This is a genomic window from Neisseria sp. (assembly GCF_041804105.1).
Taxonomy (GTDB): Bacteria; Pseudomonadota; Gammaproteobacteria; order Burkholderiales; family Neisseriaceae; genus Neisseria.
Map to the genome: position 1 here is coordinate 1 of NZ_JBHCJY010000139.1, position 16,648 is coordinate 16,648.

The window sequence follows — 16,648 nt, forward strand, 5'->3', positions numbered from 1 at the left end:
AGGAAGTGTATTTGTTCAATCCGTTTGCCGAAGACGGCAAAACCCACCGCTGGAATCCGTTTACTTATGTGTCTTCCGACAAAAACCAGCGGGTTTCCGATTTGATGGCGATTGCGGCTATGCTTTATCCCGACGGCGACAACAGGGACAAGTTTTGGGTATCGCAGGCGAGAAATGCGTTTTTGGCTTTTGCGCTTTACTGCTTTGAAAAACACGAACAGTACAAAGCAAAATATCCCAAACAAGCGACCGTCAAACCTGCCTGTACGCTGGGCGAAATCTACCGCTTGTCTTCAGGGAACGGCCAAGAATTAAAAGACTATTTCCAAGGATTGTCACAGGCTGATTTTCTCAGCGACCCCGCCAAAACCGCCTTTGCCGGTCTGATTTCCCAAGAAAAAGAAACTTTCGGCTCCATCATGGGTACTTTCAAAGAACCGCTCAACCCTTGGATAAACCCCGTTATTGATGCCGCCACCTCTGCCGACGATTTCCTATTGACCGACGTGCGCAAAAAGAAAATGACCATCTACATCGGCATCCTGCCGAACAAACTGGCCGAATCCCGCGTTATCGTCAATCTGTTCTTCTCGCAACTCATCAACCAAAATACCAAGCAGCTGCCGCAAGACAATAAAGAATTGCAGCACCAATGCCTGCTGCTGATGGACGAATTCACCAGCATCGGACGTGTCGATATCATCGCCCATGCCGTCAGCTATATGGCGGGTTACAACATCCGGCTGTTCCCCATCATCCAATCCATCGCCCAATTGGATGCCGTTTACGGCAGAGAATACGCCCGCACCATCGTTACCAACCACGCCCTGCAAATCATCTACACACCGAGAGAACAGCAGGATGCCAACGAATATTCCGAAATGCTCGGCTATACCACCGTACGCCGCCAAAACGTCAGCAGAGGACGTGAGCGCAGCGTATCAATCAGCGAAGAACGCCGTGCGCTGATGCTGCCGCAGGAACTGAAGGCCATGAGTCAGGACAGCGAAATCATTATCTACGAAGGTATGGCGCATCCTGCCAAAGTATCGAAGATTCGGTATTATCAGGACAGAACATTTACATCTAGGGTGCGACAGCCTGCAGCCGTGAAACCATTGGAAGTATGAAAACAGAAAAGGCCGTCTGAAACTTTCAGACGGCCTTTGTTTTCACAACAGATTTTTTAAAACTTAAACCCTCAAAACCCTTTACGCATCAATGTTCTGCGCGACAAGTGCGTTGTTTTCGATGAACGCGCGGCGGGGTTCGACTTCGTCGCCCATCAGGGTGACGAACACTTCGTCGGCGGCGATGGCGTCTTCGATGCGCACTTTCAGCAGGCGGCGGACGTTCGGATCCATGGTGGTTTCCCAAAGCTGTTCGGGGTTCATCTCGCCCAAGCCTTTGTAACGCTGGATGCTCATGCCTTTTTGGGCGGCGGTCATCAGGGTGTCGAGGGCTTCTTCAAAGCCGGAAACGGCCTGTTCGTTGTCGCCTTTGACGAGCGTCAGCGTTTTGCCGGACAGTTCGCGCAGGCGTTCGGCGGTTTGGCTGATGGTCTGGTAGGCTTTGCTGTTCAGGAATTTGGCTTCGAGGTAGCTTACCATTACGTTGCCGTGCAGCTTGCGGGTGATTTTGATGAAGTGGTGGCCTTCGCTGCCTTCGACGCGCTCGAGGGCGACTTCTTTTTCGTCGAGCAGGGCATTCAGACGGCCTATGGCTTCGTCGGTGCTGTCTGCGGTTTCGAGGCTTACGGGTTCGGTGTGCAGCAGGGCGTTGAGCACCAGATTGTCGATGACGCGGCTTTCCTGTTCGATGGCGGCTTTGGCGAGCAGGAACTGCTTGGCGGCCTGCTCCAGTTCTTCGCCTTCGATGGTGCGGCCGTCTGAAACCAGTTTGGCTTTGTCCAATGCGAGGCCGAGCAGCCATTGGTCTTTTTCAAACTCGTCTTTCAGATAGCGTTCCTGCTTGCCGTGTTTGGCTTTGTAGAGCGGCGGCTGGGCGATGTAGATGTAGCCGCGCTCGACCAGTTCGGGCATTTGGCGGTAGAAGAAGGTGAGCAGCAGCGTGCGGATGTGCGCGCCGTCCACGTCGGCATCGGTCATGATGATGATGCGGTGGTAGCGCAGTTTTTCGGGGTTGAATTCTTCTTTGCCGATGCCTGCGCCCAGCGCGGTAATCAGCGTGGCGACTTCCTGGCTGGCAAGCATTTTCTCGAAACGGGCTTTTTCCACGTTCAGGATTTTGCCTTTGAGCGGCAGAATGGCTTGGAATTTGCGGTCACGCCCCTGTTTGGCCGAACCGCCCGCCGAGTCGCCCTCGACGAGGTAAAGCTCTGACAGAGCAGGGTCTTTTTCCTGACAGTCGGCCAGCTTGCCGGGCAAGCCCAAGCCGTCCATTACGCCTTTTCTGCGCGTGATTTCACGGGCTTTGCGCGCGGCTTCGCGGGCGCGGGCGGCATCGACGATTTTGCCGCAAATGGTTTTGGCTTCGTTGGGGTTTTCTTCGAGAAATTCGGTCAAGGCTTGGTTGATGACTTCATTCACCACGGGACCGATTTCGCTGGAAACCAGCTTATCTTTGGTTTGCGACGAGAATTTCGGGTCGGGCAGTTTCACCGACAACACGCAGGTCAAGCCTTCGCGCATATCGTCGCCCGCCGTTTCGATTTTGGCTTTTTTGGCGATTTCGTTGGCTTCGATGTAGTTGTTTATCGTGCGCGTCATCACTTGGCGCAGCGCGGTCAGGTGTGTGCCGCCGTCGCGCTGCGGGATGTTGTTGGTGAAACACTGCACGCTTTCCTGATAGCTGTCGTTCCACTGCATCGCCACTTCCACACCCATGCCGTCTTTTTCGCCCGACGCGTAGAAGATTTTTTCGTGCAGCGGCGTTTTTTTGCGGTTCATGTACTGCACGAAACCGGCCACGCCACCTGAAAGCGCGAAACTTTCGTGTTTGCCGTCGCGCTCGTCGGTCAACTCAATATCTACACCGTTGTTTAAGAAAGACAATTCGCGGATGCGTTTCGCCAGAATATCAAAGCTGTATTCGATGTTGCCGAACGTGGTTTCGCTGGCGCGAAAGCGCACGGTCGTGCCTTTTTTGTCGGACGCGCCCACTTCTTTCAGCGGCTCTTCCGCCGCGCCGTGGACGAATTTGACGAAATGCTCTTTACCGTCGCGGTGGATGGTCAGCGTTACCCAGTCGGACAGCGCGTTTACCACCGACACGCCCACACCGTGCAGGCCGCCTGAAATTTTGTAGCTGTTGTTGTCGAACTTACCGCCCGCGTGCAGCACGGTCATGATGACTTCCGCCGCCGAACGGCCTTCTTTCGGGTGGATGCCGGTGGGCATGCCGCGACCGTTGTCGGCCACGCTCACGGAATTGTCGGCGTGAATGACCACGTTGATTTTGTCGCAATGGCCGGCCAGGGCTTCGTCGATGGCGTTGTCGAGCACTTCGAATACCATATGATGCAGGCCGCTGCCGTCCTGCGTGTCGCCGATATACATACCCGGGCGTTTGCGCACCGCCTCCAAGCCTTCGAGGACTTGGATGCTGTCTGCGCCGTATTCTTCTTTCTGTTGCGTCATAAGTTCTTTTCTTGCTGATTGGTATGGGGAAGGCCGTCTGAAAACGGGGTTTCCGCCGCAGGCGGAATGCTGCGGGAAACGGCTTCCGACAAAAGGTAAATTATACCCCATCCGGCATATTAAATCAGCGTTTTTACCCAATAAAACAAGGCCGTCTGAAAGTGTTTCAGACGGCCTTTGACGGATGTAGAAATACATTGGGCATATCCATTGTTTTTCCGAACAAACGAGTGGCTGCCAACCTGCTGCCGTTTCGTTTTTACTCCGATTTTTTTGGCCGAGCAAAGGATTTTCGTCAAAATTTCAGCCCGTTACCATTTTAAAACCCAGTTATCGTAATAATAATTTAATTTACAATTTCAAATACAACCCGGATTTTAACAAACATTTCATCCGGCTTTCGGTCTCACTGAATACCGGATTCAAATCCGGAATTTAATTTTTGACAATGTAAAATTTAGGAGATATTCATGAAATCAATTGACCCAAAAGAACTTGAGCAAGTCAGTGGCGGCTCATTATTCTGGCCTCCGTTTATGCCGAGATGGCCATGGCTTGTTCCTGAACCCAAACCACAATTTCCGCTGCCACGGGAGGATCTGATTCCTATCCCCTCTCCGATTCCACACCCTGTGCTTTATTAAGCCGTCTCAATAATGCCGATGCAGTTTCTGTCGCAACAAAACCAAGGCCGTCTGAAAGGTTTTTCAGACGGCCTTTTCTATTGTGCGGAAGGAACAAACACCGCCAAAACATCAGCCCGTATTCCGCAACCCTTGCGCCACGCCGTTAATCGTCAGGTGGACGAGTTGCAGCAGGTGGGGATTGTCGGGGTCTTTGCGCAGGCGTTTGAGCAGGGCGACCTGCAGGCCGCCGAGCGCGTTGAGATACGGGATGCGCAGGGCAAGCGAACGGGCGAGGCTGCGGTTGTCGCTCAAGAGTTCGCCGGTTTGCAGGATGTCGAGCAGGGCGCGGCGGCTTTTGAGGTATTCGTCTTTAATCATGCCGAATATTTCTGCGGCTTTGTCGGGCGATTCGCTCAGGGCAGCGTAGTCTTCGGCGAGGTTCAGGTCGGTTTTGGCCATCACCTGCTCCATGTTGGACAGCATGGCTTGGAAGAACGGGTTGCTGCGGGCGTGTTCCTGAAGGGTTTTCAGACGGCCTTCCGAGCCTGAACACCAGCTTTCGACGGCTGTGCCGAAGCCGTACCATGCGGGCAGCATCAGGCGGTTTTGCGTCCACGAGAATACCCAAGGAATCGCACGCAAGTCCTGAATCCGCGCCAATGTTTTGCGGCTGGCGGGACGGCTGCCGAGATTGAGCGTGGCGATTTCCTGAATCGGGCTGGTTTGCAGGAAATAATCGATGAAGTCGGGGTGGGTAATCAGGGCGCGGTAGTGTTGGAACGCGCTTTCCGACAGTGCCTGCATCATGTCGCGGTCGGGATCTTTGCGGTCGGGCAGCAGGCTGGCTTCGAGCGTGGCGGCGACAAGGGTTTCCAAGTTGCGGTGGGCGTTGCCCGGGTCGGCGTATTTGGCGGTAATCACTTCGCCCTGTTCGGTAATACGGATTTGTCCGGCCACGCTGCCTGCGGGTTGGGCAAGGATGGCCTGGTACGACGGGCCGCCGCCGCGGCCGACGCTGCCACCCCTGCCGTGGAACAGGCGCATGCGGACATTGTGTTTTTCAAACAGCTCCACCAGTCCGAGTTCGGCCTGATACAGCCCCCACGAGCTGCTGACGTAGCCGCCGTCTTTGTTGCTGTCGGAATAGCCGAGCATGATTTCCTGAATGTTGCCGCGGCTTTCGATGAAGGCGCGGTACCACGGCAGGCTGAACATGATGTCCATCACAGGGCAGGCGTTTTCGAGCGCTTCGATGGTTTCGAACAGCGGAACGATGTTCAGACGGCTTTTCGGCTTGCCGTTTTCGATGGTCAGCAGGCCGCATTCTTTGAGCAGCAGCGCGAGCGCAAGCAGGTCGCTGGGGCGTTCGCAGTTGGAAATGATGCTTTGGTTGACGGCGGTTTCGCCGAATTCGTTTTTAATCTTGCGCGCTTCGGCAAAAATGGCCAGCTCGCGTTCGGTATGCTCGCTGTAGGTAACAAAGGGGCTGTAAAGCGGGCGCGGATGTTGCAGCTCGCGCAGCAAAACGGCCTGCCTGTCCTGCTCGGACAAGGCGGCGTAGTCTTCCAGCCCCGCGCTGGCAAACAGTTCGGCCACCACTTCGGCGTGTTTGTCGGCATGCTGGCGCAAATCGAGCGGCATCATGTAGAAACCGCACACCGATGCCGTGCGGATCAGGTCGGCCAAACGGCCTTCGGCCAGCAGCGCGCTGCCGTTGCCGCGCAGCGAATCCTGCACGGTTTTCAAATCGGCAATGAAATCCTGAGCCGTTTCATACGGTTCGAGCAGGCCGAAATAGCAGCCCATGCCCATACCCAGTTGGCGGGCTTTGCCGATGGTGCGCGCCATGATGTAGGCGATGGCGCGGCGGTAGGGTTCTTCTTCGCGGGCGATGTCGGTGTCGGGAGATTTGTCGGACAAGGCCTGCAACTCGGGGCTGACGCTCACGCGGCGGACGGAAAGCGGCAGTTCCTGATACAGCGCGTCGAGTTCCGCACGGTAGTGGCGGAACACCGCATTGCCGCCGCGGCGGAAGGCGAAACGCAGCGTTTCGGCGGTAACAAACGGATTGCCGTCGCGGTCTCCGCCTATCCAGCCGCCGATTTGCAGCAGCTCGGGCACGCGGATGTCGGGATAGGCCGTCTGAAATTCCTGCTCCATGCTGCGGTAGAGTTTCGGCAGTGCCTGAAAAAAACTCATCGGGAAAATCGATACGCCGTTGTTGATTTCGCCTTCCACCGTGATTTTGAAATGGCGCGTTTCGCTGGTCTGCCACAAAGCCAGCAGCAGGGCATCGATTTCCCGCCGCAGTTCCGACAGCGCTTCGGCGTTGGTGGCACGCTCGCGCAGGGGCAGCAGCGCGCGGATGCGGCGGTTGAAGTTCAACACCGCCTGCCGCTGCACTTCGGTCGGATGCGCGGTCAATACGGCCGCCACCAGCGTTTCGTCGAGCTGCTTCTGCAAAGCCGTGCCGCTCACTCCGCCCGCTTTGAGTTTGCGCACCGTTTCCGCCAAACTGCCTTCGGCACCCGAATCGCCCGAATCTTCGTAAAACTGTCTGCGCCGTTCGTGGTGAACGTCTTCCGCGATATTCAGAATCTGCGCAAACAGGCCGCAGGCCAGCGTCAAATCGTGCGTTTCCGCCTCGTCCAAACGCGGCAGCAAATCGGCCACCAGCGCGCCGCTGTCGTCCGACGACGACAACGCCTTCACCGCATCCACCACCGCAGGCGATGCTTCGTTGTGCAGAAGGTTGAACAAAGACTGTTTCAGAAACTCGGCGTCCGCAGCCAGCGGCGCGTCTTTCGGATTATTTAGAATGTGAAGCTGCATGGTTTCGCTCCCGGTTGGGTGGATATTCAAAAGGCCGGAAGCCATTGTATAGCAAGCGGTTTGAACAGGCTATACGGGCAGGCGGATGTAGCCTGCTGTAACCCATGCGGCACAGGCCGTCTGAAAAACGGCAGACACGAATCCGGCCTGTTTTTTCAGACGGCCTGCGCAGTGCGGACCGTCCGGATACCGCCCATTGCGGATTTCCGCCACACATCGGAACGAAAACGGAAGGTTTATCGCCGCCGTGATAGTCGCCATGCCCAAAATATCTTAAAATGTAAGCCGTCCACATATAACAACGGCAATTCCCGCCGATACATTGTCAGGAAAATCATCATGATAGAAAACCTTACCCACCTGAACGAAAACAACGAAGCCCATATGGTCGACATCGGCGGCAAAAAAACCACCGAGCGCACCGCCCGCGCAAGCGGCGTCATCAACATGAGCCTTCAGGCCGTCCGCCTGCTGGCCGACAACGCCGCCCAAAAAGGCGACGTACTCGGCGTTGCCCGCATCGCCGCCATCCAAGGCTGCAAGCAGACCGGCTTCCTGATTCCCCTCTGCCACCCGCTGTCTCTGAGCCATGTGCGCGTCGATTTCGACATCGACATGGAACTCGCCCGCGTCAAAGCCACCGTTACCGCCAGCACTCAGGCGCAAACCGGCGTGGAAATGGAGGCGCTGATGGGCGTCAACATCGCGCTCCTGACCATCTACGACATGCTCAAAGCGGTCGACAAACGCATGACCATCACCCAAGTGCATCTCGAAGAAAAAAGCGGCGGCAAAAGCGGCAACTTCCTGTTTGACGACGCTTACGAGAACATCGAGTTCTGACAGCATTGACAATACACCTGAAAAACCGCCTGCCGGACACCTTGTCCGCAGGCAGTTTTTGGTTTGGCCGTGTTTCAACCGATACGTTAAACCTAAAAATACCCGCCGCCTCCATGCAAACCCCAATCCATGCAGCTCTTCGCAACCGCCCGAATCACAGGCAAACATTTCTTCGCCTCCATTTCCCGCCTGCGCAAACATAACCGCCCGCATAGCCTGCCATCTACAATAACCGGTTTTCAGACGGCCTGACACAAAATCTCCGCACCCCTTATCGTCGGTTTCATCAAGCCGTGGCAGATATTGCATTGACGGCATACAGGTAAAAAAACCTCTCCGAGTTCCGTCATTCCCGTGTAGGCAGGAACCCATGTTTGGAATCCGGTATTTTTATGTTGAACAATCACTTGCGAATGTCGAATATGGATTCCCACACGCGCAGGAATGACAGAAAATGAAACATCAACTCAATATCCAAACACAGCCTTTCGCTATACAATCCCCGCATTGCAACCACTATTCCAAACCGCCGTGAACGACCGCCAACTCCTGCGTTACAGCCGCCACATCCTGCTTGACGAAATCGGCATCCAAGGCCAAGAACGGCTGCTGTCGGCCACCGTCTTGGCCGTCGGCTGCGGCGGGCTGGCTTCCGCCGCCCTGCCCTATTTAGCCGCATCTGGCATCGGCCGCCTGATTATTGCCGACGGCGATGCCGTTGACGAAACCAACCTGCAACGCCAAATCCTGTTTACCGAAGCCGACATCGGCAGAAACAAAGCCGAAGCGGCGGCAGGCCGTCTGAAACAGCTCAACAGCGGCGTGCACATCACGGCTTTGGGCAAACACCTGACCGAAGCGGATTTGCACACCCTGGCCGTACAGGCCGATGCCGTTGCCGACTGCTGCGACAACTTCGCCACCCGACAAGCCGTCAACCGTGCCTGCGTCGCCGCCAAAACGCCGCTGGTCTCGGGCGCGGCGGCACGTTTCGAAGGACAGCTCGCCGTGTACCGCCCCGACCTGCCAGACAGCCCATGCTACGCCTGCCTGTTCGACGGCGGGGACGCCGACGACGGCTCCTGCGCCCTGTTCGGCGTATTTTCCCCGCTGGTCGGCATCATCGGCACCGCCCAAGCCGCCGCAACCGTCAATCTCCTGACCGGCGCAGGCACGGCACGGCACGGCGTGCTGCACACCTACAACGCGCTTTCGGGCGAATGGCAGCAGTTTGCGTTTCATAAAAATCCGCAATGCCGCGTATGCGGTAAGGCCGTCTGAACAATGTTCCGGCTGTGTTGGAATAATGCACCGAGAACACCCATACCGTCATTCCCGCGCAGGCGGGAATCCAGATGCTGAAACTCCGGTTTCCTTTGAAAAACACCGGTACCCATCGTTTGGGATCGGATTCCCGCCTGCGCGGGAATGACGAAAGTTGGAGAAATCCGCCCTACCTGTGCTGCCCACGCAATCCCCAAACGCCATCCATGAAAACCAAGCCCCCCAAGCGGCGGCTCCGTTCCGAAATCCTGTTCCGCCCGTTTCCAACCGACATACTCGGTCATTGAACGCCCGCCGAACGCAACCTGCCCCACAAACACCGAAGGCCGTCTGAAAAACATTGTTCAGACGGCCTTCGGTGTTCAAGCATGCGACGGAAAACCGTTTACTTCGCAGCTTTTTCCTTCTCCTGCTCTTTGGCTTTCTTGCGTGCTTCCAGCCAATGCTCGAGATAATGGATGCTCACGCCGCCTTCGGCGAAGCTGTCATCGACAAACAGGTCGCGGTGCAGCGGCGTATTGGTTTTGATGCCGGTAATCGCCAGCTCGGCCAGCGCAACACGCATTTTCGCCATCGCTTCTTCGCGGGTATGGCCGTGTACGCAGATTTTGCCGATCAGGCTGTCGTAAAACGGCGGGATGCGGTAGCCCTGATAAATATGGCTGTCCACACGGATGCCGTTGCCACCGGGCAGATGGCAGCTTTCAATCAAACCCGGACTGGGGATGAAGTTGTAGGGATCTTCGGCATTGATGCGGCATTCAAACGCATGGCCTTTGAGCTTGATGTCTTTCTGCTTGTATTGCAGCGGCAGCCCTGCGGCAACGCGCAACTGCTCCTTCACAATGTCCACACCGCTGATGAGTTCGGTTACGGGGTGTTCCACCTGAACGCGGGTATTCATTTCGATGAAGAAAAACTCGCCGTCTTCATACAGGAATTCAAACGTGCCCGCACCGCGGTAGCCGATGCGTTTGCAGGCGGCGGCGCAGGCCTCGCCGATCTTTTTGCGCTCGTCTTCGGTAATGCCCGGTGCAGGCGCTTCCTCGATAACCTTTTGGTGGCGGCGCTGCATCGAGCAATCGCGTTCGCCCAAATAGATGGCGTTGCCGTGTTCGTCGGCCAACACTTGGATTTCGACGTGGCGCGGTTTTTGCAGGTAACGCTCCATATACACCATCGGATTGCCGAACGCCGCACCCGCTTCGGCTTTGGTCATTTCCACGGATTTGAGCAGGTCTTCTTTTTTCTCGACCACGCGCATCCCGCGTCCGCCGCCGCCGCCCGATGCTTTGATAATCACGGGGAAACCGACTTTGTCGGCGGTTTTCAGAATTTCTTTTTCATCATCGGGCAACGCACCGTCCGAACCGGGCACACACGGCACGCCCGCTTCGATCATGGCGTGTTTGGCGGAAACTTTGTCGCCCATCAGACGGATGGTTTCGGGACGCGGGCCGATGAATACGAAGCCCGAATTTTCCACCTGTTCGGCAAAACTGGCGTTTTCGGCCAAAAAACCGTAGCCCGGGTGGATGCCGTCTGCGCCGGTTACTTCGGCGGCAGCGATGATGGCGGGCACATTCAGATAGCTTTGCGCGGAAGCAGCCGGGCCGATGCACACGGATTCGTCGGCCAGCTTGACGTGCAGGCTGTCTTTATCCGCTTCGGAATGTACGGCCACGGTGGCGATGCCCATCTCGCGGCAGGCACGCAAAACACGCAGTGCGATTTCGCCGCGGTTGGCGATTAAAACTTTTTTCAGCATGGTTTTTTCCTGTTTGATGAAGGAAACGGCTTTCAGACGGCCTGAAAATCAGTCGGCGCAACGCCTTCGCATTCCCAAGCGCCGCCGCTGCCGTGATACGTTTCGGCACCGAGATGAAAAACGGTACGGCAATACCGGCATAAAAAATGATGGGACACCATATCATTCCAGCCGCCCGTTACCCTGCGCCTGCCCGATTTATCGGTTGAAAAATAACGGCATCCGTCAAATGATTCGGGCGGCCAGACATTGCGGCTCAGGCCGTCTGAAACAATCAAACCGTGTTTAAACTCATGAAAAGGGACTGTAATATCGGTCAAAACGCCGTTATCGATACACTCGGCGGCACGCAGCAATGCTTTTTCCAGGTCGTTGGGCGAGCGGATCGGCACCCTGAAATGAGCGGCTCGCAATACCGGCACACGGCGGCAGGCCGTCTGAAAATCATTCGATGATAAACAGCGGTTCGCCGTATTCAACCGGCGTGCCGTTGGCCACCAGAATCTCTTTGACCACACCCGATTTTTCAGCTTCGATCTCGTTCATCAGCTTCATGGCTTCGATGATGCACAGCGTGTCGCCCGCGTTGACGCTCTGGCCGACTTCCACAAAAGGCGCGGCATTGGGGCCGGGCGAACGGTAGAACGTGCCGACCATCGGCGATTTCTGCGCGCCGGACAAATCGCGGGCGGCCGGTGCAGCCGTTGCGGCGGCAGGAGCTGCAGCGGGCGCGGGAGCAGCCGGAGCGGCGGCGGCAGGAGCGTGGTGCACGGGGGCGTGAACCGGCGCATAAACGGTTTGCGCGGGCGCGGTGGAGCGGGTAATGCGGACTTTCTCTTCGCCTTCGGTTACTTCGATTTCGGCAATGCCGGATTCTTCAACCAAATCAATCAGTTTTTTTAATTTGCGTAAATCCATTGCTGTTCCTTTACACGGGTATTGTGAACCTTCCGACCCCGTTTTTCAGACGGCATCGGACAATATTGGGATAATCGGTTTTAAAATTTACTGTTCGGTCATTGTCCCGAAGTTGCCTGTAAATGTCCAGTAAAATATCAGAAAAAGGCGGTTTTTACGCGGAACTTCTTTGAAACGGATTTTCCGCATTCCATGCCGTCTGAAAACCCGTTTTCAGACGGCATGGCGGATAACACATCCCCGCCATCGCCGCCGCATCAACGTTCATCCACATATTTTTACGCGGGCACACCGTTTCGCAAACACCGCCTGTCCGCAGCGTGTTCCTGCCGCCGACCGATACGGCCGCACCTTTTCCGTTCAGGCAAACGGACGGCCGATGCCCGCAGCCCGCCTGACTGCGGCCGTTCCGCTATATAATACGCCCTTTCTTTTTCAGACGGCCTGTCCCGCCATGCACATTTCCGATTTCGACTTCCACCTGCCCGACCGCCTGATTGCCCAGCATCCGCCCGAACAGCGCGGCACCAGCCGCCTGCTGGCCGCGCTACCCGACCGTGGTTTTGAAGACAAAACCTTTGCCGACCTGCCCGATTTCGTCGCGGCGGGCGATGTATTGGTGTTCAACAATACCAAAGTGATGAAAGCGCGGCTGTTCGGACAAAAAGCCAGCGGCGGACGCATCGAAGCCCTGATCGAACGCGTGTTGGACAACCATACCGCGCTCGCGCACGTCCGCGCGTCCAAATCTCCGAAAGCGGGAAAGGAATTGGTGTTCGAAGGCGGCATCCGCGCCGTCATGGAAGAGCGGGAAGGCGAACTGTTCCGCCTTCGTTTTTACGTTGAATCAACGATTTACGAAATTTTAGAACAACACGGCAAGCTGCCGCTGCCACCCTATATCGAACGCGCCGCCGACGACAGCGACGATGCCCGCTACCAAACCGTTTACGCCAAACACCAAGGCGCGGTGGCCGCACCGACGGCCGGTTTGCATTTTACAGACGGCCTGCTGAGCACCTTGAAAAACAAAGGCATACACACAACGGAAGTGACCCTGCACGTCGGCGCAGGCACATTCCAGCCCGTGCGCGTGGAAAACATCGCCGAACACAAAATGCACAGCGAATGGTTTGACGTGCCGCAGCACACCGTTGATTTGATTAAAGAAGCCAAACAGAGCGGCAACAAAATCTGGGCGGTCGGCACCACATCCATGCGCGCGCTCGAATCCGCTGCCCGGGCAACAGGCCGCCTGAAAGCAGGTACGGGCGACACCGATATTTTCATCACGCCCGGCTACCGATTCAACGTTTGCGACCGCCTGATTACCAATTTCCACCTGCCCAAATCCACGCTGCTGATGCTCGTCAGTGCATTTTCAGGCACGGAACACATCCACGCACTCTACCGCCACGCCGTCGAACACGAATACCGTTTTTTCAGCTACGGCGACGCGATGATTCTCGGTCGGGCGGAATAAACCGGACAGGCAGATACAGTTAAGGCAACCGCAACCATGTAGGTACGGTTAGCGCGCTTTTCCGCGCGTAACCATACGCAAGGCCGTTTCGGTTATCCACCACCAGCTTCACGACCACTAACCTGCTCTGTTTCGTACTTCGTACGGTTACGCCGCTTATAGCGGCTAACCGTACCTACAAATTTGTCCGAACACCGCTTGCGGACAACAGGCCGTCTGAAAAACCGTTCCACTTTTCAGACGGCCTTATCTTTGTCCCCTCATTTCCGGTTTTTACCCTACAACACCCACATACCGTGTAGGTACGGTTAGCGCGGCCATCCGCGCGTAACCGTACGCAAGGCCGTTTCGGTTATTCACCACCAGCTTCACGACCACTAATCCGCTCTGTTTCGTACTTCGTACGGTTACGCCGCTTACTGCGGCTAACCGTACCTACGAGCCTGTCCGAACACCGCTTGTTGGCACACAGGCCGTCTGAAAATGTTTCAGACGGCCTTATCCTTTATAATCGTTCCATCTGTAATTTTCAGACGGCCTGCGCTTGCGCGTGCCGTCTCTCTGACCAAAGGCCCGATTATGTCCGCAACCAACACCCTCCTCCTCGTCGACGGTTCTTCCTACCTCTACCGCGCTTTTCACGCCATGGCGCCGCTGACTGCGCCGGACGGCACGCCCACGGGGGCGATGTACGGCGTGTTGAACATGCTGCGCCGTCTGCGCGCGGATTATGCGCACGATTATTGTGCGGTGGTGTTTGATGCGAAAGGGAAAAATTTCCGCCATGACATGTTTGCCGACTACAAGGCCACGCGGCCGCCGATGCCGGACGAGCTGCGTCCGCAGGCGGAAATGCTGCCCGATTTGGTGCGGCTGATGGGCTGGCCGGTGCTGGTGGTGCCTGATGTGGAGGCCGATGATGTGATCGGCACGCTGGCGCGGCAGGGGGCGGAACACGGATTGCAAGTGGTTGTTTCCACAGGCGATAAGGACATGGCGCAGCTTGTGAACGACAAGGTTACGCTGGTGAACACGATGAGCGGCGAAACGCTGGACATCGCGGGCGTGCAGGCCAAATTCGGCGTGCACCCCGCCCAAATCCGCGACTATCTCGCGCTGATGGGCGACAAGGTGGACAACGTTCCGGGCGTGGAAAAATGCGGGCCGAAAACGGCGGTGAAATGGCTGGAGGCCTACGGTTCGCTGCAAGGCGTGATGGACAATGCGGCGGAAATCAAGGGCAAGGTCGGCGAGAACCTGCAAGCCGCACTTGGTCAGCTTCCCTTGTCTTATCAGTTGGTTACGATTAAAACCGATGTGGATTTGCACGCCGAGCTTTCAGACGGCCTCGAAAGTCTGCGCCGCCAAACGCCGAAATGGACACAGCTTGCGGTGGAATTCAAACGCCTGAATTTCCGCACTTGGCTGAAAGAGGCGGAAGAGCGGATGCGCGAAACGGCGCAGGGCGACGATTTGTTCGGCAGCGCGGACGTAGGCGAGCAGGCGGCGTTGGCAGCGGAAGGGCCGTCTGAAAATATTTCAGACGGCCTGCCGCAAACCGCGCCTGCGCCGGAAACGCTGGATTATCAAGCCGTTACCACCGCAGCGCAGTTTGCCGAACTGCTAGACAAATTGTCGCAAGCCGACACGATTGCTATCGACACCGAAACCACCAGCCTGAACGCGATGGATGCGCAACTGGTCGGCATCAGCATCGCTTTTCAGACAGGCATTGCGGTGTACATCCCCGTCGGCCACAGCCTCACCGCTGCGCCGGAACAGATTGATTTGCAAGACGTATTAGGCCGTCTGAAACCGCATTTGGAGAATGCCTGTCTGAAAAAAATCGGCCAGAACCTCAAATACGACCAGCACGTTTTCGCCAACTACGGTATCGCGCTGAACGGCATCGCGGGCGATGCGATGCTCGCGTCCTACATTCTCGAAAGCCATCTGGGGCACGGATTGGACGAATTGTCAGAACGCTGGCTGGGTTTGCAGACGGTAAAATACGAAGATTTGTGCGGCAAGGGCGCGAAGCAGATTTCGTTTGCCGACGTTGCGATTAATCAGGCCGCCGAATACGCCTGCCAAGACGCGGATTTCGCGCTGCGCATCGAAAGCTGGCTGAAAGCGCGTATGACGGCGCAACAGCTTGAAATGTATGAACAAATGGAATTGCCCGTGGCGCAGGTTCTGTTTGAAATGGAACGCACGGGCGTGCAGATCGACAAGGCCGAACTCGACCGCCAAAGCCACGAACTCGGCAACCAGTTGATTGAACTGGAAAAACAGGCCTACGAAACCGCCGGCCAGCCCTTCAACCTCAACTCGCCCAAACAATTGCAGGAAATCCTGTTCGACAAAATGGGCATTCCCACCAAAGGGCTGAAAAAAACCGCTTCCGGCGGCATTTCCACCAACGAAGCCGTGCTCGAACAGCTCGCGCCCGACTACCCGCTGCCCAACATCATCCTGCAAAACCGCGGCCTGGCCAAACTCAAATCCACCTACACCGACAAACTGCCCGAGATGATCAACCCGCAAACCGGCCGCGTGCACACCACCTACGCCCAAGCCGTCGCCATCACCGGCCGCCTTGCCAGCAACAACCCCAACCTGCAAAACATCCCCATCCGCACCGCCGAAGGCCGCCGCGTGCGCCGCGCCTTCACCGCCCCCGCCGGCAGCGTGATCGTATCCGCCGACTATTCCCAAATCGAACTGCGCATTATGGCGCACCTCTCCGGCGACAAAACCCTGCTCGCCGCCTTCCAAAACGGCGAAGACGTACACCGCCGCACCGCCGCCGAAGTGTTCGGCGTTGCACCCGAAGGCGTCAGCAGCGAACAGCGCCGCTACGCCAAAACCATCAACTTCGGCCTGATCTACGGCATGGGGCAATACGGGCTGGCCAAGTCGTTGGGCATCGACAACCTATCCGCCAAAAACTTTATCGACCGCTACTTCGCCCGCTACCCCGGCGTGGCCGACTATATGCAGCGCACCAAAGAACAGGCTGCCGCGCAAGGTTATGTCGAAACCCTGTTCGGCCGCCGCCTCTACCTGCCCGACATCCGCGCCGCCAACGCCAACCAACGCGCCGGCGCCGAACGCGCCGCCATCAACGCCCCCATGCAGGGCACCGCCTCCGACCTGATCAAACGCGCCATGATAAACGTGCGCGACTGGCTCGTTTCCCCACAGGGACTTCCTTCGGTCGCAGACGGCCTGCAAAGCAAACTGATTATGCAGGTGCACGATGAATTGGTGTTGGAAGTAGTTGAATCGGAAC

12 protein-coding genes are annotated in these 16,648 nt (G+C 56.7%); 6 read left to right on the plus strand and 6 right to left on the minus strand.

The genetic code is table 11. The features are described 5' to 3' along the window. Positions 1 to 1,130: type IV secretory system conjugative DNA transfer family protein (locus ACEYDX_RS11835; protein ID WP_373742218.1), on the plus strand; the 1,130-nt coding region annotated here is incomplete at its 5' end. Between the two features lie 81 nt (positions 1,131 to 1,211). Here the strand turns inward: ACEYDX_RS11835 and gyrB are convergent. The 3 genes from gyrB to ACEYDX_RS11850 all read right to left on the minus strand — a co-directional run bounded on the left by gyrB (position 1,212) and on the right by ACEYDX_RS11850 (position 7,318). Next, positions 1,212 to 3,599 (minus strand): DNA topoisomerase (ATP-hydrolyzing) subunit B, encoded by a 2,388-nt coding sequence (gene gyrB / locus ACEYDX_RS11840; protein ID WP_373742219.1) that lies wholly within the window; start codon positions 3,597 to 3,599, stop codon positions 1,212 to 1,214. Between the two features lie 755 nt (positions 3,600 to 4,354). After that, complete coding sequence (gene ppc / locus ACEYDX_RS11845) at positions 4,355 to 7,057, minus strand: phosphoenolpyruvate carboxylase (RefSeq protein WP_373742220.1); 2,703 nt, start codon at positions 7,055 to 7,057, stop codon at positions 4,355 to 4,357. A gap of 69 nt (positions 7,058 to 7,126) precedes the next feature. Further along, the gene (locus tag ACEYDX_RS11850; RefSeq protein ID WP_373742221.1) at positions 7,127 to 7,318 is read right to left on the minus strand and encodes a hypothetical protein; all 192 of its coding nucleotides are present in this window, start codon (positions 7,316 to 7,318) and stop codon (positions 7,127 to 7,129) included. Positions 7,319 to 7,396: 78 nt separating this feature from the next. Here ACEYDX_RS11850 and moaC point away from each other — a divergent pair, with 78 nt between their 5' ends. From moaC to ACEYDX_RS11865, 3 genes are all read left to right on the plus strand, one after another. Further along, positions 7,397 to 7,900 (plus strand): cyclic pyranopterin monophosphate synthase MoaC, encoded by a 504-nt coding sequence (gene moaC, locus ACEYDX_RS11855; RefSeq protein ID WP_373742222.1) that lies wholly within the window; start codon positions 7,397 to 7,399, stop codon positions 7,898 to 7,900. A 531-nt stretch (positions 7,901 to 8,431) separates the two neighbouring features. After that, a complete protein-coding gene (locus ACEYDX_RS11860) occupies positions 8,432 to 9,181 on the plus strand; it encodes a ThiF family adenylyltransferase (RefSeq protein WP_373742228.1) in 750 nt (249 codons plus the stop codon). Between the two features lie 74 nt (positions 9,182 to 9,255). Next, entirely contained in the window at positions 9,256 to 9,471 is a 216-nt protein-coding gene (locus ACEYDX_RS11865; protein WP_373742223.1) for a hypothetical protein, read from the plus strand. 98 nt (positions 9,472 to 9,569) lie between these two features. Here the strand turns inward: ACEYDX_RS11865 and accC are convergent, their stop codons facing one another. Genes accC through accB form a run of 3 tightly spaced genes read right to left on the minus strand, consistent with a single transcriptional unit; the run spans position 9,570 to position 11,870 of the window. Then, positions 9,570 to 10,952: an acetyl-CoA carboxylase biotin carboxylase subunit gene (gene accC, locus ACEYDX_RS11870; protein WP_373742224.1), complete on the minus strand. Its 1,383-nt coding sequence runs from the start codon at positions 10,950 to 10,952 to the stop codon at positions 9,570 to 9,572. 32 nt (positions 10,953 to 10,984) lie between these two features. After that, positions 10,985 to 11,431 (minus strand): hypothetical protein, encoded by a 447-nt coding sequence (locus ACEYDX_RS11875; RefSeq protein ID WP_373742225.1) that lies wholly within the window; start codon positions 11,429 to 11,431, stop codon positions 10,985 to 10,987. After that, positions 11,397 to 11,870, minus strand: coding sequence for an acetyl-CoA carboxylase biotin carboxyl carrier protein (accB, locus tag ACEYDX_RS11880; protein WP_373742226.1), 474 nt, complete (start codon positions 11,868 to 11,870; stop codon positions 11,397 to 11,399). Before accB ends, ACEYDX_RS11875 begins: the two co-directional genes overlap by 35 nt. A 454-nt stretch (positions 11,871 to 12,324) precedes the next feature. Between accB and queA the strand changes: the two genes are divergently transcribed. After that, positions 12,325 to 13,353: a tRNA preQ1(34) S-adenosylmethionine ribosyltransferase-isomerase QueA gene (gene queA, locus ACEYDX_RS11885; protein ID WP_373742229.1), complete on the plus strand. Its 1,029-nt coding sequence runs from the start codon at positions 12,325 to 12,327 to the stop codon at positions 13,351 to 13,353. A gap of 579 nt (positions 13,354 to 13,932) precedes the next feature. Then, on the plus strand, positions 13,933 to 16,648 hold a 2,716-nt coding region (gene polA / locus ACEYDX_RS11890), incomplete at its 3' end, for a DNA polymerase I (RefSeq protein ID WP_373742227.1).

Excerpts from the sequence above, each read along its gene's own strand:
- gyrB (WP_373742219.1), bottom strand. The coding sequence starts at position 3,599 with ATGACGCAACAGAAAGAAGAATACGGCGCAGACAGCATCCAAGTCCTC.
- ppc (WP_373742220.1), bottom strand. The coding sequence starts at position 7,057 with ATGCAGCTTCACATTCTAAATAATCCGAAAGACGCGCCGCTGGCTGCG.
- ACEYDX_RS11850 (WP_373742221.1), bottom strand. The coding sequence starts at position 7,318 with ATGGCGACTATCACGGCGGCGATAAACCTTCCGTTTTCGTTCCGATGT.
- moaC (WP_373742222.1), top strand. The coding sequence starts at position 7,397 with ATGATAGAAAACCTTACCCACCTGAACGAAAACAACGAAGCCCATATG.
- ACEYDX_RS11865 (WP_373742223.1), top strand. The coding sequence starts at position 9,256 with ATGCTGAAACTCCGGTTTCCTTTGAAAAACACCGGTACCCATCGTTTG.
- accC (WP_373742224.1), bottom strand. The coding sequence starts at position 10,952 with ATGCTGAAAAAAGTTTTAATCGCCAACCGCGGCGAAATCGCACTGCGT.
- accB (WP_373742226.1), bottom strand. The coding sequence starts at position 11,870 with ATGGATTTACGCAAATTAAAAAAACTGATTGATTTGGTTGAAGAATCC.
- queA (WP_373742229.1), top strand. The coding sequence starts at position 12,325 with ATGCACATTTCCGATTTCGACTTCCACCTGCCCGACCGCCTGATTGCC.